The sequence below is a fragment of the Streptomyces lavendofoliae genome, assembly GCF_014649735.1.
GTDB lineage: Bacteria > Actinomycetota > Actinomycetes > Streptomycetales > Streptomycetaceae > Streptomyces > Streptomyces lavendofoliae.
Window position 1 is genome coordinate 204,204 of sequence record NZ_BMTP01000004.1, and the last position, 22,533, is coordinate 226,736.

At 73.5% G+C, this 22,533-nt stretch carries 21 protein-coding genes; 14 read left to right on the forward strand and 7 right to left on the reverse strand.

The window, feature by feature from the left end; genetic code table 11:
- Window positions 1–8: 8 nt before the first annotated feature.
- The 3 genes from IE109_RS09420 to IE109_RS09430 are packed head-to-tail and all read left to right on the forward strand — an operon-like array spanning window position 9 to window position 2,898.
- Window positions 9–1,586: a 4-coumarate--CoA ligase family protein gene (locus tag IE109_RS09420; protein ID WP_189550322.1), complete on the forward strand. Its 1,578-nt coding sequence runs from the start codon at window positions 9–11 to the stop codon at window positions 1,584–1,586.
- Window positions 1,583–2,320 (forward strand): enoyl-CoA hydratase family protein, encoded by a 738-nt coding sequence (locus IE109_RS09425; protein WP_189550323.1) that lies wholly within the window; start codon window positions 1,583–1,585, stop codon window positions 2,318–2,320. The genes IE109_RS09420 and IE109_RS09425 overlap by 4 nt, the downstream gene beginning before the upstream one ends.
- On the forward strand, window positions 2,308–2,898 hold the full coding sequence (locus IE109_RS09430) for a TetR/AcrR family transcriptional regulator (protein ID WP_189550324.1): 591 nt from the start codon (window positions 2,308–2,310) through the stop codon (window positions 2,896–2,898). The genes IE109_RS09425 and IE109_RS09430 overlap by 13 nt, the downstream gene beginning before the upstream one ends.
- 53 nt (window positions 2,899–2,951) lie before the next feature.
- Here the strand turns inward: IE109_RS09430 and IE109_RS09435 are convergent, their stop codons facing one another.
- Complete coding sequence (locus IE109_RS09435; protein WP_189550325.1) at window positions 2,952–4,052, reverse strand: citrate synthase 2; 1,101 nt, start codon at window positions 4,050–4,052, stop codon at window positions 2,952–2,954.
- Window positions 4,053–4,292: 240 nt separating this feature from the next.
- On the opposite strand from IE109_RS09435, the gene pdxH reads away from it, so the two are divergent.
- A complete protein-coding gene (gene pdxH / locus IE109_RS09440; RefSeq protein WP_229890813.1) occupies window positions 4,293–4,964 on the forward strand; it encodes a pyridoxamine 5'-phosphate oxidase in 672 nt (223 codons plus the stop codon).
- A gap of 450 nt (window positions 4,965–5,414) precedes the next feature.
- Window positions 5,415–6,728 carry a PAS domain-containing protein gene (locus IE109_RS09445; RefSeq protein ID WP_189550326.1) on the forward strand — a complete coding sequence of 438 codons (1,314 nt, stop codon included), beginning with the start codon at window positions 5,415–5,417 and terminating at the stop codon, window positions 6,726–6,728.
- A gap of 266 nt (window positions 6,729–6,994) precedes the next feature.
- Here the strand turns inward: IE109_RS09445 and IE109_RS09450 are convergent, their stop codons facing one another.
- Window positions 6,995–7,762, reverse strand: coding sequence for an SIS domain-containing protein (locus IE109_RS09450; RefSeq protein ID WP_189550327.1), 768 nt, complete (start codon window positions 7,760–7,762; stop codon window positions 6,995–6,997).
- Window positions 7,763–7,914: 152 nt separating this feature from the next.
- Between IE109_RS09450 and IE109_RS09455 the strand changes: the two genes are divergently transcribed.
- Together IE109_RS09455 and IE109_RS09460 are read left to right on the forward strand one after the other, a co-directional pair.
- Window positions 7,915–8,607, forward strand: coding sequence for an iron-dependent transcriptional repressor DtxR (locus tag IE109_RS09455; protein WP_189550328.1), 693 nt, complete (start codon window positions 7,915–7,917; stop codon window positions 8,605–8,607).
- 687 nt (window positions 8,608–9,294) lie between these two features.
- A complete protein-coding gene (locus tag IE109_RS09460; RefSeq protein ID WP_189550329.1) occupies window positions 9,295–10,164 on the forward strand; it encodes an alpha/beta fold hydrolase in 870 nt (289 codons plus the stop codon).
- 54 nt (window positions 10,165–10,218) lie between these two features.
- On the opposite strand, the gene IE109_RS09465 is transcribed toward IE109_RS09460, so the two are convergent.
- Window positions 10,219–10,896 carry a bifunctional DNA primase/polymerase gene (locus tag IE109_RS09465; RefSeq protein WP_229890816.1) on the reverse strand — a complete coding sequence of 226 codons (678 nt, stop codon included), beginning with the start codon at window positions 10,894–10,896 and terminating at the stop codon, window positions 10,219–10,221.
- Between the two features lie 416 nt (window positions 10,897–11,312).
- Between IE109_RS09465 and IE109_RS09470 the strand changes: the two genes are divergently transcribed.
- Window positions 11,313–12,695, forward strand: coding sequence for an NsdA family TPR-like regulatory protein (locus tag IE109_RS09470; RefSeq protein WP_189550331.1), 1,383 nt, complete (start codon window positions 11,313–11,315; stop codon window positions 12,693–12,695).
- Window positions 12,696–12,827: 132 nt separating this feature from the next.
- A complete protein-coding gene (locus IE109_RS09475; RefSeq protein WP_189550332.1) occupies window positions 12,828–14,336 on the forward strand; it encodes a hypothetical protein in 1,509 nt (502 codons plus the stop codon).
- A 123-nt stretch (window positions 14,337–14,459) separates the two neighbouring features.
- Here IE109_RS09475 and IE109_RS09480 read toward each other — a convergent pair whose 3' ends face one another.
- Window positions 14,460–15,731: an ABC transporter substrate-binding protein gene (locus tag IE109_RS09480; protein ID WP_189550569.1), complete on the reverse strand. Its 1,272-nt coding sequence runs from the start codon at window positions 15,729–15,731 to the stop codon at window positions 14,460–14,462.
- Between the two features lie 169 nt (window positions 15,732–15,900).
- Between IE109_RS09480 and IE109_RS09485 the strand changes: the two genes are divergently transcribed.
- Complete coding sequence (locus IE109_RS09485) at window positions 15,901–16,347, forward strand: SCO4402 family protein (protein WP_444545558.1); 447 nt, start codon at window positions 15,901–15,903, stop codon at window positions 16,345–16,347.
- A gap of 46 nt (window positions 16,348–16,393) precedes the next feature.
- Window positions 16,394–17,245 carry a formyltetrahydrofolate deformylase gene (purU, locus tag IE109_RS09490; RefSeq protein WP_189550334.1) on the forward strand — a complete coding sequence of 284 codons (852 nt, stop codon included), beginning with the start codon at window positions 16,394–16,396 and terminating at the stop codon, window positions 17,243–17,245.
- Window positions 17,246–17,353: 108 nt separating this feature from the next.
- Here the strand turns inward: purU and IE109_RS09495 are convergent, their stop codons facing one another.
- Together IE109_RS09495 and IE109_RS09500 are read right to left on the reverse strand one after the other, a co-directional pair.
- Window positions 17,354–18,574, reverse strand: a complete 1,221-nt coding sequence (locus tag IE109_RS09495) for a zf-HC2 domain-containing protein (protein ID WP_189550335.1) — start codon at window positions 18,572–18,574, stop codon at window positions 17,354–17,356.
- A complete protein-coding gene (locus IE109_RS09500) occupies window positions 18,571–19,134 on the reverse strand; it encodes a sigma-70 family RNA polymerase sigma factor (RefSeq protein WP_189550336.1) in 564 nt (187 codons plus the stop codon). The genes IE109_RS09495 and IE109_RS09500 overlap by 4 nt, the downstream gene beginning before the upstream one ends.
- A gap of 218 nt (window positions 19,135–19,352) precedes the next feature.
- Between IE109_RS09500 and IE109_RS09505 the strand changes: the two genes are divergently transcribed.
- The 3 genes from IE109_RS09505 (at window position 19,353) to IE109_RS09515 (ending at window position 21,259) form a co-directional block, all read left to right on the forward strand.
- Window positions 19,353–19,727, forward strand: a complete 375-nt coding sequence (locus tag IE109_RS09505) for an STAS domain-containing protein (RefSeq protein WP_189550337.1) — start codon at window positions 19,353–19,355, stop codon at window positions 19,725–19,727.
- A 31-nt stretch (window positions 19,728–19,758) separates the two neighbouring features.
- Window positions 19,759–20,277 carry an EF-hand domain-containing protein gene (locus tag IE109_RS09510; RefSeq protein ID WP_189550338.1) on the forward strand — a complete coding sequence of 173 codons (519 nt, stop codon included), beginning with the start codon at window positions 19,759–19,761 and terminating at the stop codon, window positions 20,275–20,277.
- A gap of 508 nt (window positions 20,278–20,785) precedes the next feature.
- Entirely contained in the window at window positions 20,786–21,259 is a 474-nt protein-coding gene (locus IE109_RS09515) for an ATP-binding protein (RefSeq protein WP_189550339.1), read from the forward strand.
- A gap of 360 nt (window positions 21,260–21,619) precedes the next feature.
- Here the strand turns inward: IE109_RS09515 and IE109_RS09520 are convergent, their stop codons facing one another.
- Window positions 21,620–22,291 (reverse strand): DUF4097 family beta strand repeat-containing protein, encoded by a 672-nt coding sequence (locus IE109_RS09520; RefSeq protein ID WP_189550340.1) that lies wholly within the window; start codon window positions 22,289–22,291, stop codon window positions 21,620–21,622.
- Window positions 22,292–22,533: the final 242 nt, after the last annotated feature.

Here is a 22,533-nt window from a genome sequence, read left to right on the forward strand (position 1 = left end):
GAGCCGTGATGGTGTTCCACAGCGCGTACGCGGACGTCCCGACCGTTTCCCTCCCCATCCACGACGCGGTGCTGGCCCGGCCGGCCGCCGCGCACCCCGACGAGGTCGCCCTCGTCGACGGGGCGGGCGACCTGACCCTCACCTACGGGCAGCTCGACACGTACCACCGCCGGATCGCCGCCGCGCTCGCCGAGGCGGGGCTGCGCAAGGGCGACGTCCTCGCCCTGCACAGCCCCAACACGGTGGCCTACCCGGTCGTGTTCTACGCCGCCACGCGCGCGGGGGCCGCCGTCACCACCGTCCACCCGCTGGCCACCCCCGAGGAGCTCGCCAAGCAGCTGCGGGACTCCTCCGCCCGCTGGATCGTCACCGTCTCGCCGCTCCTCTCCGTCGCGCGGCGGGCCGCCGAGCTGGCGGGCGGCGTCGCCGAGATCTTCGTGTGCGACGAGGCCCCGGGACACCGGTCCGTCCTGGACATGCTCGGCTGCACCGCCCCGGAACCGGCCGTCACCATCGACCCGGACGAGGACCTCGCCGCCCTGCCGTACTCCTCGGGCACCACCGGCGTCCCCAAGGGCGTCATGCTCACCCACCGCTCCATCGCCACCAACCTCGCCCAGCTGGAGCCGACCATCCCCATGGGCCGGGGCGACCGCGTCCTGGCCGTTCTGCCCTTTTTCCACATATACGGGCTCACCGCCCTGATGAACGCGCCCCTGCGGCAGGGCGCCACCGTCGTCGTCCTGCCCCGCTTCGCGCTCGACCAGTTCCTCGCGGCGATCGAGAAGCACCGCATCAACGCCCTGTACGTCGCCCCGCCGATAGTCCTGGCGCTCGCCAAGCACCCGGCGGTCGAGCGCTACGACCTGTCGTCGCTGGAGTACGTCGTCAGCGCCGCCGCCCCGCTGGACGCCCGGCTGGCCGACGCCTGCTCGACCCGCCTCGGCCTGCCGCCGGTGCGCCAGGCGTACGGCATGACGGAGCTGTCGCCCGGCACGCACGTCGTGCCCCTGGACGCCACCGACCCCCCGCCCGGCACGGTGGGCAGGCTGCTGCCCAACACCGAGATGCGGCTGCTGTCCCTGGACGACCCCGCCGAGGACGCCGCCCCCGGCGAGGAGGGCGAGATCGCGATCCGGGGTCCCCAGGTCATGAAGGGATACCTGGGCCGCCCCGACGCGACCGCCGCGATGATCGACTCCGACGGCTGGGTGCACACCGGGGACGTGGGGCGGGTCGACGAGGACGGGTGGCTGTTCATCGTCGACCGGGTCAAGGAACTGATCAAGTACAAGGGCTTCCAGGTCGCCCCGGCCGAGCTGGAGGCGCTGCTGCTGACCCACGAGTCGGTCGCGGACGCGGCGGTGATCGGCGTGTACGACGGGGACGGCAACGAGGTCCCCAAGGCGTACGTCGTCCGGCAGCCCGGGGCGAACGACCTGAGCGGCGACGACATCATCGCCTTCGTGGCGGGGAAGGTCGCCCCGTACAAGAAGATCCGGCGCGTCGAGTTCATCGAGGGCGTGCCGAGGGCGGCGTCGGGAAAGATCCTCCGGCGCGAACTGAGGGAGCGGGAAGGCGCATGACGAGTCTCGTCACCACCGCGCACGAGCGGGGCATCACCACCCTGACGCTGGACTCACCGGACAACCGCAACGCCCTGTCGGCGCGGCTGGTCCGCGAGCTGGCGGGGGCCCTGGAGGCGTGCGGCAAGGACCCGGCGGTACGGGCGGTGGTGCTCACCCACGCCGGGTCCACGTTCAGCGCGGGCGCCGACCTGAAGGCACCGCCCAGCCCGTACACGTTCGTGGCCCTGCTGCGGGCGATCGTGGAGCTGCCCAAACCGGTGGTGGCCCGGGTCACCGGGCACGTGCGGGCCGGCGGGCTGGGCATCCTCGGGGCGTGCGACATCGTGGCGGCGTCGGCGGGCGTCGACTTCGCCCTGACGGAGGTGCGGATCGGGGTGGCGCCGTCGGTGATCTCCCTGACCCTGCTGCCCCGCCTCGACCCGAGGGCCGCCGCCCGCTACTGCCTCACCGGGGAGCGGTTCGACGCGGCCGAGGCGGCCAGGATCGGACTGGTCACCGTGGTCGGCCAGGACGTGGACGCGGCGCTCGACCCCGTGCTGGACGGGCTGCGGCGGGCCTCGCCGCAGGGGCTGGCGGAGGCCAAGAGGCTGGTCACGGCTAGGGTGCTGGAGAGCTTCGAGCGCGACGCGGAGGACCTCGTGCAGCGCTCGGCCTCGCTCTTCGCCTCGGCGGAGGCACGCGAGGGGATGACGGCCTTCATCGAACGACGGGACCCTGCATGGGTGGTGTGACGACTGCCGCGAAGGAGCCGAAGCAGGACCGCAGCCGGGCCACCCGGCAGCGGCTCCTCGCGGCGGCCGTCGCCTGCCTGGCGGAACACGGCTGGGCGGGCTCGACCGTCTCCGTCGTCGCCGAACGCGCCGGCGTCTCCCGGGGCGCGGCGCAGCACCACTTCCCGACGCGGGAGGACCTGTTCACGGCGGCGGTCGAGTACGTCGCCGAGGAACGCTCCCAGGCGCTGCGCGCTCTGCCCGGCCAGGACCGCGCCGCCGTCGTCGCCGCGCTGGTCGACCTCTACACCGGCCCGCTGTTCCGGGCGGCCCTGCACCTGTGGGTGGCCGCCTCCGACGAGGAGCAGCTGCGCCCCCGGGTCACGGAGCTGGAGGCCCGGGTCGGCCGCGAGACGCACCGCATCGCCGTCGAGCTGCTGGGCGCCGACGAGTCGGGGCCCGGGGTCCGCGAAACGGTCCAGGGCCTGCTGGACATGGCACGCGGCCTGGGCCTGGCGAACCTCCTCACCGACGACACCGCGCGCCGCGAGCGGGTGGTGGCCCAGTGGGCGGCCCTGCTGGACCAGGCGCTGGGCTGACCGGCCGTACGACGAAGGCGCCGCGCCCCGCGCGGGGTGCGGCGCCTTCGGTGTCAGCCGGCGATGTCCTCGTAACCGGCGACTTCGCGCGGGCTGCGCGGGCCCGGGCCCACGTACCGCGCCGAGGGCCGGACCAGGCGGCCGGTGCGCTTCTGCTCCAGGATGTGCGCCGACCAGCCGGCCGTGCGGGCGCAGGTGAACATGGACGTGAACATGTGCGCCGGGACCTCCGCGAAGTCCAGCATGATCGCGGCCCAGAACTCCACGTTCGTCGCCAGGACGCGGTCGGGGCGGCGGTTGTGCAGCTCCTCCAGCGCGGCCTTCTCCAGCGCCTCGGCGACCTCGAAGCGCGGTGCGCCGAGCTCCTTGGCGGTGCGCCGCAGCACGCGGGCGCGCGGGTCCTCGGCGCGGTAGACGCGGTGGCCGAAGCCCATCAGGCGCTCGCCCTTGTCGAGGGCCTGGCGGACGTAGGCGCCGGCGTCCCCGGTGCGCTCGATCTCCTCGATCATGCCGAGCACGCGGGACGGCGCCCCGCCGTGCAGCGGGCCCGACATGGCGCCGACGGCACCCGACAGGGCGGCGGCCACGTCCGCGCCGGTGGAGGCGATGACGCGGGCGGTGAAGGTGGAGGCGTTCATGCCGTGCTCGGCGGCGGACGTCCAGTACGCGTCGACGGCCTTGACGTGCTTGGGGTCCGGCTCACCGCGCCAGCGGATCATGAACCGCTCGACGACCGACTCCGCCTTGTCGATCTCGCTCTGCGGGACCATCGGAAGGCCCTGTCCGCGCGCCGACTGGGCGACGTACGACAGCGCCATGACGGCGGCGCGCGCCAGGTCGTGGCGGGCCTCCTCCACGTCGATGTCGAGGAGCGGTTTCAGGCCCCACACGGGTGCCAGCATGGCGAGCGCGGACTGGACGTCGACGCGGATGTCACCGGAGTGCACCGGGATCGGGAACGGCTCGGCGGGCGGCAGGCCGGGGTTGAACGCCCCGTCGACCAGCAGGCCCCAGACGTTGCCGAAGGAGACCTGACCCACCAGGTCCTCGATGTCGACGCCCCGGTAGCGCAGGGCGCCGCCCTCCTTGTCCGGTTCGGCGATCTCCGTCTCGAACGCGACGACTCCTTCGAGTCCGGGTACGAAGTCGGACATCAGGCGGCTCCTCGTGAGGTGTGCGGCAGGTCGGGGTGTCTTCCGGGTGATGCGGTGATGCCCCGTAAGGCTGGTGGTCGTCCTCACCGTCGTAGGGAGGGAACAGTGACCCAGCCCAAGAGTCTGTCGGGTTCACCCGATGCGGGGAAGCGTGACATCCGGCACACTCCGCCGAACCGGTCAGGGAGATTAGTGGCACGCGGTGCCGGGCAGACTGGGCCGCTGCGGCAGGATGGCCCTGTGACAGACGCTCTCGACCCAGCAGCTCTCGATCCCGCCGACATGCGCGAGCAGTACCGCACCGCCGAGTTCGTGGAGGCGGACCTCGCGGCCGAGCCGATGGAGCAGTTCGCCCGGTGGTTCGCGCAGGCCGCCGACAGCGACGCGATCACCGAGCCCAACGCCATGGTCGTCTCCACCGCCACGCCCGACGGCCGGCCCTCCTCGCGGACGGTGCTGCTGAAGCACTACGACGAACGAGGGTTCGTCTTCTTCACCAACTACGGCTCCCGCAAGGGCGTGGAGCTGGAGACCAACCCGCACGTCTCGCTCCTCTTCCCCTGGCACCCCGTCGCCCGCCAGGTGCTCGTCACCGGGACCGCGAGCCGCGTCGGCCGGGACGAGACGGCCGCCTACTTCCGCACCCGCCCGCACGGCTCCCAGCTCGGCGCCTGGGCGAGCGAGCAGTCCTCCGTGATCGCCTCACGCGCGGAGCTGCTCGCCCGGTACGAGGAACTCGCGGCCCGCTACCCGGAGGGCGAGCAGGTGCCCGTCCCGCCGCACTGGGGCGGGTTCCGGGTCGCGCCCGCGACGGTCGAGTTCTGGCAGGGCCACGAGAACCGCCTGCACGACCGGCTGCGGTACGTGCGCGAGGGCGGAGCCGCCTGGCGGGTCGAGCGGCTGGCGCCTTAGGAGCCGGGGAAGCCGGCGGGCGCGAGGGGGCCGCCGGGCCGGCGCCGTCCGGACCAGGGGTTCGCCGGTTCGGCCGGGGCGGCCCCGGCGCCGTCCGGACAAGCGGAAACCCGCGGGCTCTGGCTCTCCTGACGGAGAGGCCGGCCGGATGTGCCGGCGAACCCGCGGGTCGGTGACTGCTTGGGATTGCGGCAGGAGGCCTGCCGACATTGCACAGAGTGCGACGACGGGCCTCAGCCCGCAGTCACCTCACGCATCCGAAAAGAAACCACTTCCGGATCACCTCCTTTCTTCGTGTGCTCCACACCCTAGGAACCCCGCCCGCGCCCCACAACCGGTTTTTCGCACCGGGTGATTTCCGGGAACCGGCTGTGCTCTGGGTCACGTTCCAGTTGAATGGCCGGTGGCGTGCACATGCACGTGAGTACACGTCCTGCAGGGGGTGCCGGGATGAGTGCGTCCAGGAGCGAGACCGCGAAGGCCCTGGGGCCCGGGGCGGATCTGCTCGCCGCGCTGCTCGACGGGATGGACGCCGCGCTGTGCGCGTTCGACGCCCACGGGGTGATCACCCACTGGAACCGCGAGGCCGAGCGGATCCTCGGGTGGAGCGCCGAGGAGGCCGTCGGGCGCAGCGGGTTCGCCGGGTGGGCCGTGCGCAGCGCCGACGCCGGCGACGTCCACCGCCGTCTGATGGCCGTCATGGACGCGCCCGGCCGCCAGGTGCACGAGTTCGCCCTCGTCCGCAAGGACGGCGGGCGGGTGCTGGTGCGGACCCAGTCGGCCGGGGTGCGGGGCGCGGACGGCGCACCGGCCGGGGTGTACTGCGCCTTCAGCGAGGTGCACGCCCAGATCGACCTTGAGCGGTCGATCGCCCTGAGCGAGGCCCTCTTCGACGACGCCTCCTGGGGCGTCGTCCTCGTCGACGTGGACCTCCGCCCCACCGTGGTCAACGCCCACGCCGCGCGGGCCCTGGGCGCCTCCCGTACCTCGCTGCTGGGCCGGCCGCTCGGGGAGCTGGTCGTGCAGGGCGTGGAGGAACTGGAGGGCGCCCTCCACCACGTACTGGCCGAAGGCGCGCCCCGGGCCCTCGTCGAGCTGTGGGTGACGCTCCGGACGCCGGAGGGGGAGCTGCGGCGCTGCTGGCGCAGCGGCTTCCTGCGGCTGGCGTCACCGCTCGCGGAGGAGCCGGTGCCGCTGGGCATCGGGTGGCTGTTCCAGGACGTCACGGACGCCAAGCTGGCGGAGCGGGAGGCCGACCGGCTGCGGTTCCGGACCAGTCAGCTGCACCGGGCGGGCAACGCGGCCGCGGAGTGCGAGGACCCCATGGAGGCGGCGGCCGTCCACCTGGACTTCGCGCTGGCCGGTTTCGCCGACCACGCCCTGGTGGACCTGGCCGAGGGCGAGCGCCTCGTCCGGGCGGTCGCCTCCCCGGCCGGTGCGCCCGGGCCGGTGGCCCGTCCGGCCGGCGCCGGCATCCCGGTCCGGTACGCGGCGGGGCACCCCGCCCTCCAGGCGGTGGACCGGTTGGGTTCCGTGCGGGCGAGCGCCTCGTCGGAGGACTGGGCGGTCGAGCGGCAGTGGCCTCGGGAGGCGGCGCACGCGCTGTGCGCGGTGCTCCGCAGCCGGGGCCGGACGGTGGGCGTGGTGACCTTCCTGCGCTCCGGCAACCGCCCGGCCTTCGAGCGCCCGGACGCGGTCTACGCCGAGAGCGTCGCCGCGCGCGTGGCGGCGGCGGTCGACCTGGCGGGCGCGGCCGGGGGATGAGCGGCGCCGGGCGCCGTCCCGGGCGGGCGGCGGTGCGCGCGCCGGGAGCGGGTGCCGTCCCCAGGGCCGGTCCTCCGCACCCTGCCGGGCTCGCGTGCCCCGGCACGCGCGTCCGCCGCGTTGTCGTCGGTCGCCGATGGCCCCCGTCGGGAGGCTCCCTCCTCCGCCTCGCGTCCCCGCGCACCGGACCCCGCCCCCTGATCCGGCCCGATCCGGCCCGATCAGGCCCGATGCAGCCTCACCCGGCCCGACCCGAAAGACGGACCCTAGTGGCGGAAGAAGATCCGGTCCGCGTACTCGCTCATCACGCGGCCGTTCCACTCGTGGCCGCCGTCGACGTTGCCCGAGCGCAGCAGCGGCGGTTCGATGCCGCGCGCCACCAGGGCCTCGGCGGCGGCCGCCATCACCGCCTGCATCAGGGCGCTGGTGACGACCGTGGACGCCGGAGCGAACGGCGCCTCGACACCCTCGTGGGTGAGTTCCGCGTCACCGACGGCGATCTTGGAGTCCAGGACGACGTCGCAGTGGTCCTTGAGGAAGGTGCCCGACACATGGCGGGATTTCGTCTCCCGCGCGTACGCCACCGACGTCACGCCGATGACCTTCAGGCCGAGCGCGCGGGCGTTCATCGCCATCTCGACGGGCAGCGCGTTGCGACCGGACAGCGAGACGACGATCAGCACGTCGCCGGCCCTGGCGGGTGAGGAGTCGAGGACCGCGCCGGCCAGGCCGTCCACCCGCTCCAGGGCCGATCCCAGCGTGGCCGGCATGACGTCGACGCCGACCACGCCCGGTACGGCGAGCAGGTTCACCAGCGCCAGTCCGCCGGCCCGGTACACCACGTCCTGGGCGGCGAGGGAGGAGTGGCCGGCGCCGAACGCGAAGAGCCGGCCGCCCCCGGCGACGGTGTCGGCGATGGCCTCGCCGGCGGCGGCGATGCCCGGTGCCTCCTCGTCGCGCACACGCTGGAGCAGGGCGATCGCGGCGTCGAAGAACCGTCCGGCCAGCTTGCTCTCACCGCTGGTGTCAGGCATGGCGTCAGGCCCCTTCTCTCCGTGTCGCGGATCACGTTGCGGTCTGGACCATTGCTCTGTCAATACCGGCTCGTCCACGGCGCGGCACGGTTGTCGGCGCGATGCGCAAGAATTGAGTCAGGGCCAGCGCACGAATATCTCGAGGGGCACGAATGTCCGGACTGATCGACACCACGGAGATGTATCTCCGCACCATCCTCGAGCTCGAAGAGGAAGGTGTGGTGCCCATGCGCGCCCGCATCGCCGAGCGGCTGGACCAGAGCGGGCCGACCGTCAGCCAGACGGTCGCCCGGATGGAGCGGGACGGTCTGGTGACCGTCGCGGGCGACCGGCACCTGGAGCTGACCGACGAGGGACGCCGCCTGGCCACGCGCGTGATGCGCAAGCACCGGCTGGCCGAATGCCTGCTGGTCGATGTGATCGGCCTGGAGTGGGAGCAGGTCCACGCCGAGGCGTGCCGCTGGGAGCACGTGATGAGCGAGGCGGTGGAGCGCCGCGTGCTGGAGCTGCTGCGGCACCCCACCGAGTCGCCGTACGGGAACCCGATCCCGGGCCTGGAGGAGCTGGGCGAGGAGGCGGGGTCCGAGGCGTTCCTGGACGAGGGCATGGTGTCGCTGGCCGAGCTGGACGCGGGCCCCGAGGGCAAGACCGTGGTGGTGCGCCGGATCGGCGAGCCGATCCAGACGGACGCCCAGCTGATGTACACCCTGCGCCGCGCGGGCGTGCAGCCCGGTTCGGTGGTGAGCGTCACGGAGTCGCCGGGCGGCGTGCTGGTCGGCAGCAGCGGCGAGGCCGCGGAGCTCGGCGCGGACGTCGCGTCGCACGTCTTCGTCGCCAAGCGCTGACGCCCCGGCCGGCCGGGTCCCGGACCGCCCCCCGTCCGGACCGCCCCCCGTCCGGCCCGTCTCCCGGCCGCGACCGGTGCCCGGGCCGCCCCGCCGGGCCGCCCGCGAAGAGCCCCCTTGTCGGCCGCCCGGGGGGAGCGACCATGGCGGTACGCCCCGCCCGGGCGCGGCGGCGGACGAGGCTCGCCCCTTGGCGGGCGAGGGCCCGCTGAGGGCCGCCCCCGGCGTGCCGCGACGCGGGATCGGGACGCGGGCGAGCCGAGCCGGGCGCCGTCCGAGGGGGCGGAACGCGCTTTCGAGCGGATTGGCAGCGCACGGGCAACCGCCGTGCCAGTCTTGGCTGAGGCATATGACCTGAGCGGGCGGCGGCCCACGCTCCGCGCCCGGGGAGGGAGCAGGTTGATGCGCCCGCCGGGACGTCCTGAACAGGGCGAGGACCCCGGCGCCTCGCGGCGCCGGGGCCCGACCTCCCCTGTGTTGACCCGGAGCCCCGAGCTCTCAGGGTCTTTCCCCTCGGACCTTTTTCCCCGAGCGGTCCGCCTCCCGATGAAGATCTCCCCTCGGCGACGGCCGCCAATCCTTGAGCCGGGTCACTCGAACGAGCGGTGTTGCGGGCCGGAACCGCTTTTTCGAATGCAAGTTCGATAGTCTGACTCGCGCACGTGAGAGAAGGGGGTGTCAGGACACATGGTGCGACGCATCGACCTGACCGGAGCCGACGGCTTACGCCTCGCCGCCTGGGAGTTCGCCGACCAGCCGAAGGACCGGCCGGCCGGTGACGCCGACCCGGCGCCCGGGGTCCTCCTCCTGCACGGGCTGATGGGCCGCGCCTCGCACTGGGCCCCCACCGCGCGCTGGCTCTCCGAGCGGTACCGCGCGGTCGCGCTCGACCAGCGCGGGCACGGGCGCAGCGACAAGCCCGCCGAAGGCCCCTACACCCGCGAGGCGTACGTCGCCGACGCCGCGGCCGCGGTCGAGCAGCTCGGCCTCGCCCCGGTCACCCTCATCGGCCACTCCATGGGCGCCCTGACGGCCTGGCAGCTCGCCGCGGAGCGCCCCGACCTCGTACGGGCCCTGGTCATCTGCGACATGCGGGCCTCCGCCCTGGGTGCCGCCTCGCAGCGGGAGTGGGAGGACTGGTTCCGGTCCTGGCCGCTGCCGTTCGCCACGCTCGCCGACGTACGGAAGTGGTTCGGCGAGGACGACCCGCGGGTGGAGCGCCCCAACCCGGCTCGCGGCGCGTTCTTCGCCGAGGTCATGGCCGAGGGGCCGGACGGCTGGCGGCCGCTGTTCTCCCGCCGCCGGATGCTCACGTCCCGCGAGACCTGGGTCTACGACGCCCACTGGGACTCGCTGGGCCAGGTCCGCTGCCCCACCCTCGTGGTCCGTGGCCTCGACGGCGAACTGGGCCGCGCGGAGGCCCAGGAGATGGTGCGGGTCCTCCCCCGGGGGCGGTACGCCGAGGTGCCGGACGCCGGCCATCTCGTCCACTACGACCAGCCGGAGGGCTGGCGCGCCGCCCTGACGCCCTTCCTGGAGGACGTCAGCCCCTGCTGAGCGGCGCCCCCGGCGCGGCCCGGCGGAGCCGGTCGGCCCCGCGCGGCACGGCGTTCAGGACTGCCTGGCGCGGGCGTCCGCCGCCTCCCGGGCGCACGCGTACGCCAGCGGGCAGATCAGCTCCTCGACGTCCGGGAGCCACCGGTTCGCCGGCGTGGGGTGGCGCGCCCACTGCACCGCGCCGTACCCGCCCACCCGGGTCGGCGGGGCGGCCACGTACATCCCCTCGCCCCGGGCCACCAGGTCGATACCGCTCGGCGACCATCCCAGCTTGCGCACCAGGTCCGGCACCTTGGCGGCGGCACCCGGCAGGACGAAGAACATCATCCGGCGGTCCGGGGTGCAGGTGACCGGGCCGAGCGTCAGGTCCATCCGCTCCATCCGCGCCAGCGCCAGGAACCCCGCCGCCTCCGGGACGTCCAGCGCGTCGAACGTGCGGCCCGTGGGGAGCAGGACGGACGCCCGGGGCTGCTTCCCCCACAGCCGGCGCGCCGCCACGGCACTGCCGGTCGCCTGCGTCGCCCAGTCCGGCCGGGCCGGGTGCGCCCCCGGCGCGGGGCAGGCGGTGTCGCCGCACGAGCACCGCGCCGTGCCGTCGACCGCCTCCAGCCAGGTGCCGGGGAACACGTCCCAGTGCCGCTCTTCCGCGTACCGCACGGCACTGTCCAGCAGCTGTTCGCCGCGCTGCTTGGGGATCTGTGCGGCTTCCGTGACTCCGATGGTCTCTTCCACGAAAGGACTCAACTTCCCTGCCCACCGGGGGTTACGGGGCGCGGGAAGGGAGGCCGAGGAGCATCGATTCGGCATCCGGGGCGCATGGAAGCACGGACGGGGGCGCGCATGGGCGCCGGGAGCGGAGCCCGGGTAGCCACTGTCGGGGGAGGTGGAAAAGTGGCGGACACTCGCCATCACACGGTGTGCCGGTGTTCCTCGTACGACCCGTCGGTCTTCGTCAACACCTGGCACGGGACCAGCCGTTCCGGTGCTTTCCGCTCACTTCGGTAACTGTGCGTGCTCCACACCGTCGTTCACCGGATTCCTCGGGGTTCGTCGGGCTCGTCAGTATTCGCAGGTCAACTTCTGCATTCTCCGCATATCAGCCGGGCAGTGATCAGCAGGACTGATCACCGCGGCAACAGGGGGTAGTCATGGCAGCGAGGCCGCTCGTCGCCCGTCAGCCGAACGAACGGCTGCAGGCTCTCATCCAGGAAGCAGGGTGCTCCAACGCCGGGCTCGCCCGCCGGGTGAACATGGTCGGGCAGGAGCGCGGACTCGACCTGCGATACGACAAGACGTCGGTGGCCCGCTGGTTGCGCGGTCAGCAGCCGCGCGGGCGGGCGCCGGGGATCATCGCCGAGGCCCTCGGCCGCAAGCTGGGCCGGACCGTCACGATCGACGAGATCGGCATGGCCAACGGCAAGAACCTCGCGTCCGGCGTGGGCCTGCAGTTCTCGCCGACCGTGCTCGGCGCCATCGAGCAGGTCTGCGAGTTGTGGCGCAGCGACGTGGGGCGGCGGGACTTCCTGTCCGGCTCGACGGTGGCCGCCTCCGCGCTGGTCGAGCCCAGCCGGGACTGGCTGATCACGGCCGCCGACCCGCAGGTCGCCCGGCAGGCGGGGTCGCGTGTCGGGATGGCCGACGTCGAGGCCGTACAGGCGATGACGGCGGCGCTGGTCGATCTGGACCACCGGTTCGGCAGCGGGCACGTGCGGCCCGTCGTGGTGCACTACCTCAACAGCGTGGTGTCGGGGCTGCTGTCCGGCTCCTACCGGGACACCGTGGGCCGCCGGCTCTTCGCCGCGGTGGCCCGTCTGACGGAGCTGGCCGGGTACATGGCGGTGGACACCGGGCAACCGGGTCTGGCGCAGCGGTACTACATCCAGGCGCTGCGGCTCGCGCAGGCGGCCGGCGACCGCGGGTACGGCGGGTACGTACTGGCCGCCTCCATGAGCCACCTGGCGGCCCAGCTGGGCAACCCGCGGGAGATCGCGCAGCTGGCGCGGGCGGCGCAGGAAGGGGCGCGCGGGCACGTCCCGCCGCGCGCCGAGGCGATGTTCCTGGCGGCCGAGGCGCGCGGGCACGCCCTGCTCGGCGACCTGCGCACATGCCAGGAGGTGGCGGCGCGGGCGGTGGCGGCGATGGACCGGGGCGACCCGGGGTCGGGCGACGAGCCGGCGTGGATCGCCCACTTCGACCGGGCGTACCTGGCGGACGAACTGGCCCACTGCTACCGGGACCTGGGCCGGCCCGAGGAGGCGGCGCGGGCGGCGACCGAGGCGCTGGACGGGCATCCCCGGACGCGGGCGCGGCGGCGCGCGATCGGCCTGGTGCTGCTGGCCACGGCGCAGGTCCAGCAGCGGGAGGTGGAGGCCGCCTGTGAGACGGGCACCCGCGCGGCCGAACTGCTGGGCACCCTGCGGTCGTCGAGAGGCGCGGAGTACCTGGACGACCTGCAACAGCGCCTGGAGCCGTACGCGAACGAGCCCGCGGTGCGGGAGTTCGGCGCCCGGCTGGAGCTCCAGGCCGCCTAGGGCGCCCCGTCCCACCGGCGCCGTGGGGGAGGTTCTGTTACCGCCACCACACACGTGTGCGCGGGCTCCTCGTCACCCGGTAGCGTGAGCCGACGCTTCCGTAGGTTTACAGGTTCACACGTAGGAGTCCCGGTGACGCAGAGCGGACAGGGCCCAGAGCCGCACCTTCCCGCGGCGAGGCCCGCGCACGAGGGTGTCGTGCTGCCCGCCGAGGGCAGCGACACCCGGGGCGCGGCAGATGCCGGGCCGTCCGGGGGCCGGCCGTGGGGCGGCTCCTGGGGCCCTCCGGACGGGCAGCAGCACCAGCAGCAGGCGCACCAGCAGCAGGCGCACCAGCAGCAGGCGCACCAGCAACAGCAGGCGCAGCAGCCGGGCCCGTACGACCAGCAGGCCCCGGCGTACCAGCAGCACCAGCAGCAGCACCAGCAGTCGTACGAGCAGCAGCACCAGCAGTCGTACCAGCAGCAGGCTCAGCAGCCGTACCAGCAGCACGCCCAGCAGCACCAGCAGCCGTACCAGGCGCAGGCGCCTCAGCAGCAGTACCCGCAGGGCCAGGGGTACGGGGCCGCCGCCGCCCAGCCGCTGCCGCCCGAGGTCCCGTCGGGCGGCGGCGACGCCGACGCCACCCAGTACCTCCCGCCCGTCGCCGCCCCGGGCGCGGGGCCCATGCCCGCGCCGGTGCCGCCGGAGAGCCCCGCCGAGTCGACGCGGTTCCTCGGCAACCGGCCGGCCGCCGCCGCCCGCGACGAGGACGCCACGCAGTACCTCCCGCCCGTCCCGCCGCAGCCGTCGGGCGCGCCCTTCGGGATACGCCCCGGGGCACCCGGCGACCGGCAGCCGCCGGCCGAGTTCGACAGCCTGTTCCGCGACGACGCCGCCGCCACGCAGCACATGCCCCCGGTCGGGGCCCAGCCGCCGGGTCCGCAGGCGCACCGGCCGCGCCGGGCACCGCACGCGCAGCAGCCGGCCCAGCCCGCGCGGCAGTACCAGGAGCCGGCGCAGCGCCGGTCGTCGAAGCTGCCGCTGATCGCCGCCGTCGTCATCGGGTGCACCGTCCTCGGGCTGGGCGCGGGCGCCCTGCTCAGCGGCGGCGAGGAGGAGCCGAAGGGCCCGACCGACAAGGCCGGTGTCGCGGCCGCCAGCTCGCCGACCCCCGGCGCGGGGGGCTCGCAGGCCGCCCCGGACCCGGCCAGGGCGCAGGCCGAGGCCCTCGACAAGCTCCTCGCGGACAGCAACAACAGCCGCGAGGCGGTGATCCGTTCGGTCGAGAACATCAAGAAGTGCCAGGGCCTCGACCAGGCCGCCGCGGACCTGCGCGGCGCCGCCGGCCAGCGCCGGGAGCTGGTGACCCGCCTCCAGGGCCTGTCCGTCGACAGGCTGCCGGACCACGCGGCCCTGAGCGCCGCGCTGACCAGGGCCTGGCAGGCGTCGGCCTCGGCCGACGACCACTACGCGGCCTGGGCCGTCGAGGTCAAGGGCAAGAAGGGCTGCAAGGGCGGGAAGGCGCGCAGCACGGACGAGTTCGCCCAGGGCAACAGGGCGAGCGGCGAGGCGACGGCCGCGAAGAGGGAGGCGTCGGGCCTCTGGAACGGCATCGCGGGCACCTACGGGCTGACCCCGCGCCAGCCGGCCCAGCTCTGACCCGGCCGCCCCGAGGGGCGACGCCCGGTCGCGCCGGGCTCGCGACGCCCGGCGGCCCCGGTCGCGCCGCGCTCGCGACGCCCGGCGGCCGGCTCGGCCGGGCGGGTGGAGGCTCGTCACGCCCTAGTGGGCGGCGGCCCTGCGGAGCGTGGGGCCGACGTCCACGAAGCCTTCCTTCTGCGCCACCAGCCGTCCCTTCCGCACCACCTGGAAGGTGACCTCGCTGTTGACCGCCCTCGGGGTGCCGGGCGTGCCCAGCATGTCCTCCCAGCGCCAGCGCAGCGGCGGGGTGAGGCCGCCGGTGTCCACCCGCACCCCGCGGTGGAGCGCCTGGCCGATGAGGCCCGAGGTGATCTTCTGGTCGCCGAGCGATTCGACGACCTCCCGCAGGACCGTGTACGCGATCCACGTGGTCTGGACGCCGGTGTCGGCCGGGTCGATCCGGTTGTCGGCGAAGGCGTGCTCCCGGAGCACCTGCTTCATCGGCTCCCAGCGCGGGTCGCCCGCGTCGGGGTACCAGCCGGTGAGATAGGCCCCCTCGAAGGGGCCGTTCGCGCCGCCGGTGCGGTCGATCAGCGGCTGGTCGACGCTGCCGAGGACGGAGGAGACCTTGACGTCCTTGCCGTCGTCCGGGAGCCGGCGGAAGGAGTCGAAGAAGTTCGCGGTGTGCTCGCCGAGCGCGGCGGTGACGCAGCCACCCTTCTCCCCGGCCTTCTCGCGGGCCTGCCGGGCCTCCGCGGTGTACTCGCCGGCGTCGTCGGCGGCCGGGATGTCGATGGCGGTGCGGTGGTGCCCCTGGGCGAGGCCGGTGTTGAGGATCTGGGGCAGGTCGGCGCCGGTGAGGGTGTCGGGCCGTACGAGCGAGACCCGGTCGCACGAGTCGGCGAGCTGGATGCCGTTGCCGGCCAGCAGCGCGGCCTGGCCGCCGTTGACGGGATAGGAGACGGGGCTGCGGAACTCGTCGTCCGTGAGCCCGTACCCGCCGATGTACGGGATGTTGGCGGCTTCCAGCGGGGGCATGAAGGCCCGGCCGTTGTGACTGTACGAGCCGACGACGGCGACCACGCCCTCCTGGACCGCGCGCCGGGCGCACGCGGCGGCGGCCATGGGCTCGTTGCCCTCGTTGCAGGTGAGCACCCGCAGCTCGTGGCCGTTGATGCCGCCCCGGGCGTTGATCCAGCGGGCGTACGCCTGCCCCATGGCGGGCATCCCGGGCATGTTGGTCGCACGGGTGTTGTCGGGCGCCCAGGTCATGACGGTGATGGGTTCCCTGGAGCCCCCCGTGGCTCCAGGGAGGACTCCGCACCCGGTCAGCAGACAGGCCGAGCCGAGCACCGCCGCGGTCCTGAGGAGGGAGGAGGGGGAGGGAAGGCGTCGCCTGCCTTTACCGGTCATGGGCATGCACAATTCCGCCCCATGGGTAACGCGGGAGTGAGGCCGGTTCAACGCTGGGTGACACCGCGGTGAATTACGGGGGCCGGTCGGCCGGGTCCGCGCCGGACCGTACGATCGAGACGTGTCAGCTTCCGTGAACTCTTCCCGTCGCGGCCGTCGCTCCTCCACCATGGGCGGCATGCCGCTCACAGACATGCCGTGGTGGCGCTGGCGCGCCAACGTGCGTTCGGCGCTGCACATGCTCTCCGACCCCGTCTTCCACCAGGAGTGCTGGCTGGCGGGTCTGGAGGGCTACGGGGACGTCACCGACGCCGTGTACCGGCTGGTCGAGGACACCTGGCTGGACAACTGGTCCGCCGAGAAGTACGTCGGCACCATATTCAGGGACTCGGGCGAGGCCGCGCTCGTCGACGTCGCGGTGCTGCGGGTGCTGCGGATCATGCACCAGGTCGGCCCGGACGCCCCGGTCTCCGCGTACATGGGTCACCACGGCTGGCCGGAGGCCGTACGGGCCGCCCGCGACGCCCACGTACGGCTGGCCGTCAACGACGGCGAGGACCCCGACGTGCCGCCGCGCTCGCTGGACGTACTGCGGATCATGACCCGGTCCGTGTGACGGACCGGCGTCCTGCCGCCCGCCCCGAATGTGGCATCCTGCCAGGATGACCGACCAGTACGTCCTCACGCTCTCCTGCCCGGACAAGCAGGGCATCGTGCACGCCGTTTCGAGTTACCTGTTCATCACCGGCTGCAACATCGAGGACAGTCAGCAGTTCGGGGACCGGGACACCGGCCTGTTCTTCATGCGGGTCCACTTCTCGGCCGAGGCCCCGGTCACGGTCGACAAGCTGCGCGCGAGCTTCGCGGCGGTCGGTGACTCCTTCGCGATGGACTGGCACATCAACCGGGCCGACGAGCGCATGCGCGTCGTGCTCATGGTGTCGAAGTTCGGGCACTGCCTGAACGACCTGCTGTTCCGCACGCGGATCGGCGCGCTGCCGGTCGACATCGTGGCCGTGGTCTCCAACCACACCGACTTCGCCGAACTGGTCGCCTCGTACGACATCCCGTTCCACCACATCCCGGTCACCAAGGACACCAAGGCCCAGGCCGAGGCGGAGCTGCTGGAGCTGGTGCGCGCCGAGGACGTCGAACTGGTCGTCCTCGCCCGGTACATGCAGGTCCTGTCGGACGACCTGTGCAAGCAGCTGAGCGGCCGGATCATCAACATCCACCACTCCTTCCTCCCGAGCTTCAAGGGCGCCAAGCCCTACCACCAGGCGCACGCGCGGGGCGTGAAGCTGATCGGCGCGACGGCCCACTACGTGACGGCCGACCTCGACGAGGGCCCGATCATCGAGCAGGAGGTCGAGCGGGTCGGCCACGAGGTCACCCCGGAGCAGTTGGTCGCCATCGGCCGTGACGTCGAGTGCCAGGCGCTGGCGCGGGCGGTCAAATGGCACGCGGAGCGCCGCATCCTGCTGAACGGCCGCCGCACGGTCGTCTTCACGTAGGGGCTCCCGCCCCCGCGGACCCCTTGCCCCGTGGGCCGACCGGGTACCCGCCGCGAGGGCGCGCCCGCCCGGTCGCCCCGGGCGGGGGTGGTTTCCGCCGGCGCCCGGCTACAGGCGGCTGAGTGAGGCCGCGGCGAACAGGACGTCGCGGATGGCCTCGCGGTCGCCGTCCTGGCCGGCGGCGGCTTCCTCCGGGGCGATGTGCCCCGCCACCAGCTGGCAGAACTCCACGCCGTCCAGCGCCACCTGCGCGACCTTCCGGTCCCGGGAGCCGACGGCCGCCGGGGAGTCCAGGGCGATGTACCAGTCGCCGCCGCCCGAGCCCTCGACCTCCAGGTGGAGCGAACGGCCCGGCGCGCCCGCCGTCACTAGATGGCGTGCCGGGGCGGCGAGGCCCGCGCGGCGCCGCTGGGCGAGGGCCGCCGGCAGCAGGCGGGCCGCCAGGTCGATCATGCCGTGCAGGTGCGCGCCGCTGGGCGGTTCGTACGGGTAGTCCACGGCGTTCGCGATGTCGTCCGCGTGGACCCAGCACTCGAAGGCCCGGTCCACCAGCGCGTCCCGCAGCGGGAGCGAGAAGTCGCCGTAGGACACGGACAGTTCGGCCACGCCGCGACCCGCGAAGGACACCGTGCGGATCAGCGTGTGGGCCTGGTCCCGCCATGGTCCGCGGACCGCTCTGGTGGGCGGGTGGTGCGCGCCCCGCCAGTGGTCCTCGGTGCGCTCGGTGGGGGTCTTCGACGAGAGCGAGTCGTCCAGGCCGATCGCCGTCGCGACGAGACCGTCGACCGCCTGGAGGTGACCGATCACCCCCGCGACGGTGGTCCGGCGGCTCACGCTCCGGTCGCCCTCGAACCACTTGAGCCGCACCGGCGCGTGCCACTCGGAATCGCCGATGTCCCGCAGCAGCGCGTCCAGCCGGGCGGTCTCCGCGTCGTACGGGCCGGCCCAGTCGGGCACCGGGATACGCGCGGGGCGGCGGCCCAGGCAGTTCTCCAGCACCCGGGATCGCAGCAGCGGATCGAGGTCCAGGTCCCGCTCGTGGTGGAGCAGCCCCACCGCGTCCCGCAGCCGTAGGGCCTCCTCCGCGCAGGGGGCGCACTCGGTGAGGTGCTCCTCGACGGCGGTCGTCTCCTCGGGCGAGCACGCGGACAGCGCCCACGCCCCGAGCAGCGACTGGAGCACCTTGTGCGGCAGGGGCGGCGGCGCGCCCTCCGGCGCGGGCAGCGCCTCGTAGTTGTCGGCGGCCCGCCTGGGGGACGGTATGCGGGGCACTCCGCCCACCTCCTCGCGGCCCTCGTCGGGGCCACCGCCGTCGAGCGGCCCGGTCACAGCGCCCGCCCGTCCACCGGCCGGCTGTTCGCGGTGGCCAGCAGCTGGAGCCCGAGCCGCAGCCGGCGCCGCGCCTCGTCCTCGGTCACGCCCAGGTCCGCGGCGGTCTGGCGGTAGTCACGGCGCTGGAAGTAGGCCAGCTCCAGCGCGGCGCGCAGCGGCGCCGGCATGGACTGGACGATGAAGTCGGCGCGGGCGGACACCGCCGCGCGGCGCACCTTCTGCTCCAGCTCCTCCGGGGACCCGCCGCCCCGCTCCGCGTACGCCTTGGCCTCCGCCTGGCGCAGGCGGTGCACGGCCTGGCGGCGGGTCAGCTTCGCGATCCAGGAGCGCATGGAGCCCTCGCGCCGGGGGTCGTAGGCGTCCGGGTTCTCCCACACGTATCCGAACACCTCGCGGGTGACCTGGTCGGCGGCCGACTCGTCGTCGAGGACGCGGTGGGCGGTGTTGTGCACGAGGGAGGCGAAGCGGTCGTACAGCTCGCCGAGGGCGGCCGCCTCGCCGCGCGCCAGCCGCTGCTGCATCTTGCGGTCCCAGCGCGGCGGTGTGTCCTTCGCCATCCGGTGTGCCCTCCCGACCCGACTCCTCACGAATGTAGTGCGCCGTACCGACAACGCGCCCTTCTTTGTGCCAAGTGCCCCGCGTGCCGGTGCCGGATGGTAAGGAAATCGTCACTACGGGTGGATCGTGTTTCATGGGGGGACGATGGGGCAGCAGCGGCGCAAAGGAAGCACCGCTTCCGGTTCGGGGCCCGAGGGGATCGGCGAAGGGTGGGCGTGTGACGCTGACGGTGGACGAAGCCGAGCACGGTGCCTGGACGGTGCTGAGCATCCGGGGCGAACTGGACCTGGTGTCCTCGCCGGTCGTCCGCAGACGTGTGCACGACGCGGTCGCCGACGGCAGGCACGAGGTGGTCCTGGACCTGTCCGACGTGCTGTTCTGCGACTCCAGCGGCGTGGGCGTGCTGATCGCGTCCCGCCGGCTGCTGCACTCCTGCCGGGGCCGGCTGCGGCTGATCCTGCCCGCGCGGGGCGCCGTGGAGGGCTCGCACGTCAACCGGGTCCTGGCGGCCCTCGGCGTACGGCGCCTGTTCGCGGTGTACGCGGACGTCGCCTCGGCCACCGGCGAGGAGGACGAGCAGCTCTCCGCGTGACGGCGCTCCCTTCCCGTCGTACCCTCCCGGCATGGACGCAGAGGAGTTGTACCAGCACCGGATCGCCTCGCGGTTCGCCGCCTTCGACCAGGACGGCAACGGCTATGTCTCCCGCGAGGACTTCACCTCCGCGGCGGGCCGCCTGCTCGAGGAGTTCGGCACCTCGTTCCGCTCGGACAAGGGGCAGGCGCTGGCCGCCGGGGCCGAGGCATTCTGGCAGGGGCTGGCCGGCATGGCGGACGTGGACGGCGACCAGCGGGTGACGCGGGGCGAGTTCGTGGGTGCCGCGGTGAAGCGGCTGCGTGACGACCCCGGCCGGTTCGCGGAGATCGCCCGCCCCTTCGTGAGCGCGGCGCTCGCCGTCGCCGGCGGGGACGGCGACGGGAAGGCGGGGACGGCGGAGGTGGAGCGCGCGCTGCGGGTGCTGGGCGTCGAGGCGCACACCGCCGCGCTCGCCGCGGAGTCGCTGGACCTGGACCGCGGTGGGGTGGTCGACGAGGAGGAGGCCGTCACGGCCTTCGCGCGGTACTTCATGACCCAGGAGCCGTGAGCCCGGCTCGGTGCGCCCACGCGTGCTGACGAGCCGTCAGGTGGGCTGCCGGCCGCCGCGGGGCGGGTAACGGGCGGCGGCGCGGTGGGCGGCCGTCCGGGCCCGCGGCGGGGGTGGTCACGCAGCGTCGTCGCCGGGTCGTTGCCCCGGTGCGGCTCGTCACAACCCGGAGTCGGTGCCCGCCTCCGGTACTCTCCGTGGCGTGCGCGTGGTGCGGAGGCCGGGATGTTCCGGGGATGCCCGTGCGGCGGCCCCACGCCCGGGAGTGCCCGCCGCTCGTGCCCTCGGGCGGCGCTGTGCGCCCCTCTGTTCGACTACTCGCAGGGCGCGTCGCACAGTATGCAGGACGCGTACTCCTTCACGCGGGAATATGCCCGAAGCGCTTGTTGCGGTGACTGTACGTCAACCATGCTGTGCCACAGGGAAATCACGTTCAGTGACGACTGTTAAGGCTGTGGTCGCTGTGAGTCGCGAGGCGTTGTGTCCGCCGGTTCGGATGGTGTGAGCGGTGCAGGTGCTTCAGGTGCAGTTGGAGATCGGCCCGGATCCGGCAGAGGTCGGACGTGCCCGGAGATGGGCGCGTTCACGGCTCGCCGGTTCCGGGATAGGGGATGACGAGCCGCTGGCCGAGACGCTGGTGCTGCTCATCTCGGAACTCGTCACCAATGCCGTGGTGCACACCGGTTGTCCGGCGGTGCTGCGGATGCTCTTCGGCGCGGGCGCCGCGGAGGCGGGGACGGTGCGCGTGGAGGTCACGGACAGTAGTGCCCGCCCGCCGCGCCCCCGTCATGCCGACGGTGACGACACCAACGGCCGGGGGCTGGAGCTGGTCGACGGGCTCGCCGACCGGTGGGGGTGGCAGCGGGAAGGTGCCGGCAAGAGCATCTGGTGCGAAGTGGACCGGGGGGCTCCGGTGGTGACGGGGGTGGTGCGTGAGGCCGGGGGGTACGCGCCGTCGTGCGCCATCACAAATCTGGCATAACGGACGTATACCGGAATGGGTGTTGACGACCGGTGTGCGGTTGATCACCCTTGGAGCAGCGATTCGTGGCGAGGGGACGCCGAGGGCTTGACGCCCTCGGCGAGTGCGGGTCGCGGCTCGGTGGAGGCTCCGTGTCGGGGCCCTCAAGGGTGACACCCGCCGGAGCCGGGTGGCGGCCGCCGTGCCGTGCTCGGGGCGCGCATGTGTGCGCCGCCACCCACGATGCGCGCTCCCGGTCCGGATTCCGAAGACATGGAGCGCGCACCTCCGCTTCTGTGCACAGGCTGTGGACAGGGCGGATGGCGTGAAGAGGGTGGACGGGGGTGGGCCGTCCGAGCCGATCCGGCTGCGGCCCCGACGTCACAGGCTGCGGGCCGTGATGTCGCCGTACGCGGTGGTCGCGTGGATGCTGAGACCGGCGGCGGCACCGTCGGCGTTCCTGAGCGCGTTGTGGACCCGGCCGCAGGTGGTGCCGGCGTCCAGTGAGGCGGAGGCACCGCGCGCAGCGCCGACCGAGATCCCGCCGTGCTGGGTGCGGAGCGTGACCGTGCCGCGCACGGCCTCGGTGATGCGGAGGTCGCCCTTCTGGGTGCTGATCTCCGCCGGGCCGCCCAGGCGGCCGACCGAGACGTCGCCGGACTGGAGGGTCAGGCGGGCGCTCGCGGCCTCGTCGAGCTTGACCGAGCCCAGCGCGCTCTCGAAGGTGACGTCGCCGAGTCGCCCCACGCCCCGGAACTCGGCGCCGGCGGCCTTGCCCTCGATCCGGGAGCCGGCGGGCAGCTGGACCGTCACCTCGACCGAACCGGAGGGGCCGAAGAGCTGGTTCTTCGCCGCCGGGGACTCGATCCGCAGGACGCCGTCGCCGTACGCGACCTGGATCTCCTCCGCCGCCTTCACATCACGGCTCCTGGAGGCGTCCGCGGGCCGGGTGTCGACCGTGGTGTCGGTCCGGTCGGCGGCGATGAACTGGATGCGCCCGGCGGGGATGTCGAGGACGACGGAGACCGGGGCGGGGGTGGCGAACGTCTGCATGGTGGGCTCCTTGGGTGTCGCGCACCTTCGCGGTGCGCTGCGTGTTGTTTCCAACAAGAGAAAAGCTACGTTGCGTTCATGAATGCAGCAACGGTCTTGTTGCGACGAATTCGGGTATATGCAGGTCACTGGAGATTTTTCATTGCAATGGCTTGCCGTGTAACGCAACAGGCAGGAGGGTCGTCGTTGCAATGGTTGGTGGATGAACGCTATGGTGGGGCCACCATGGACCCGAAAGGAGA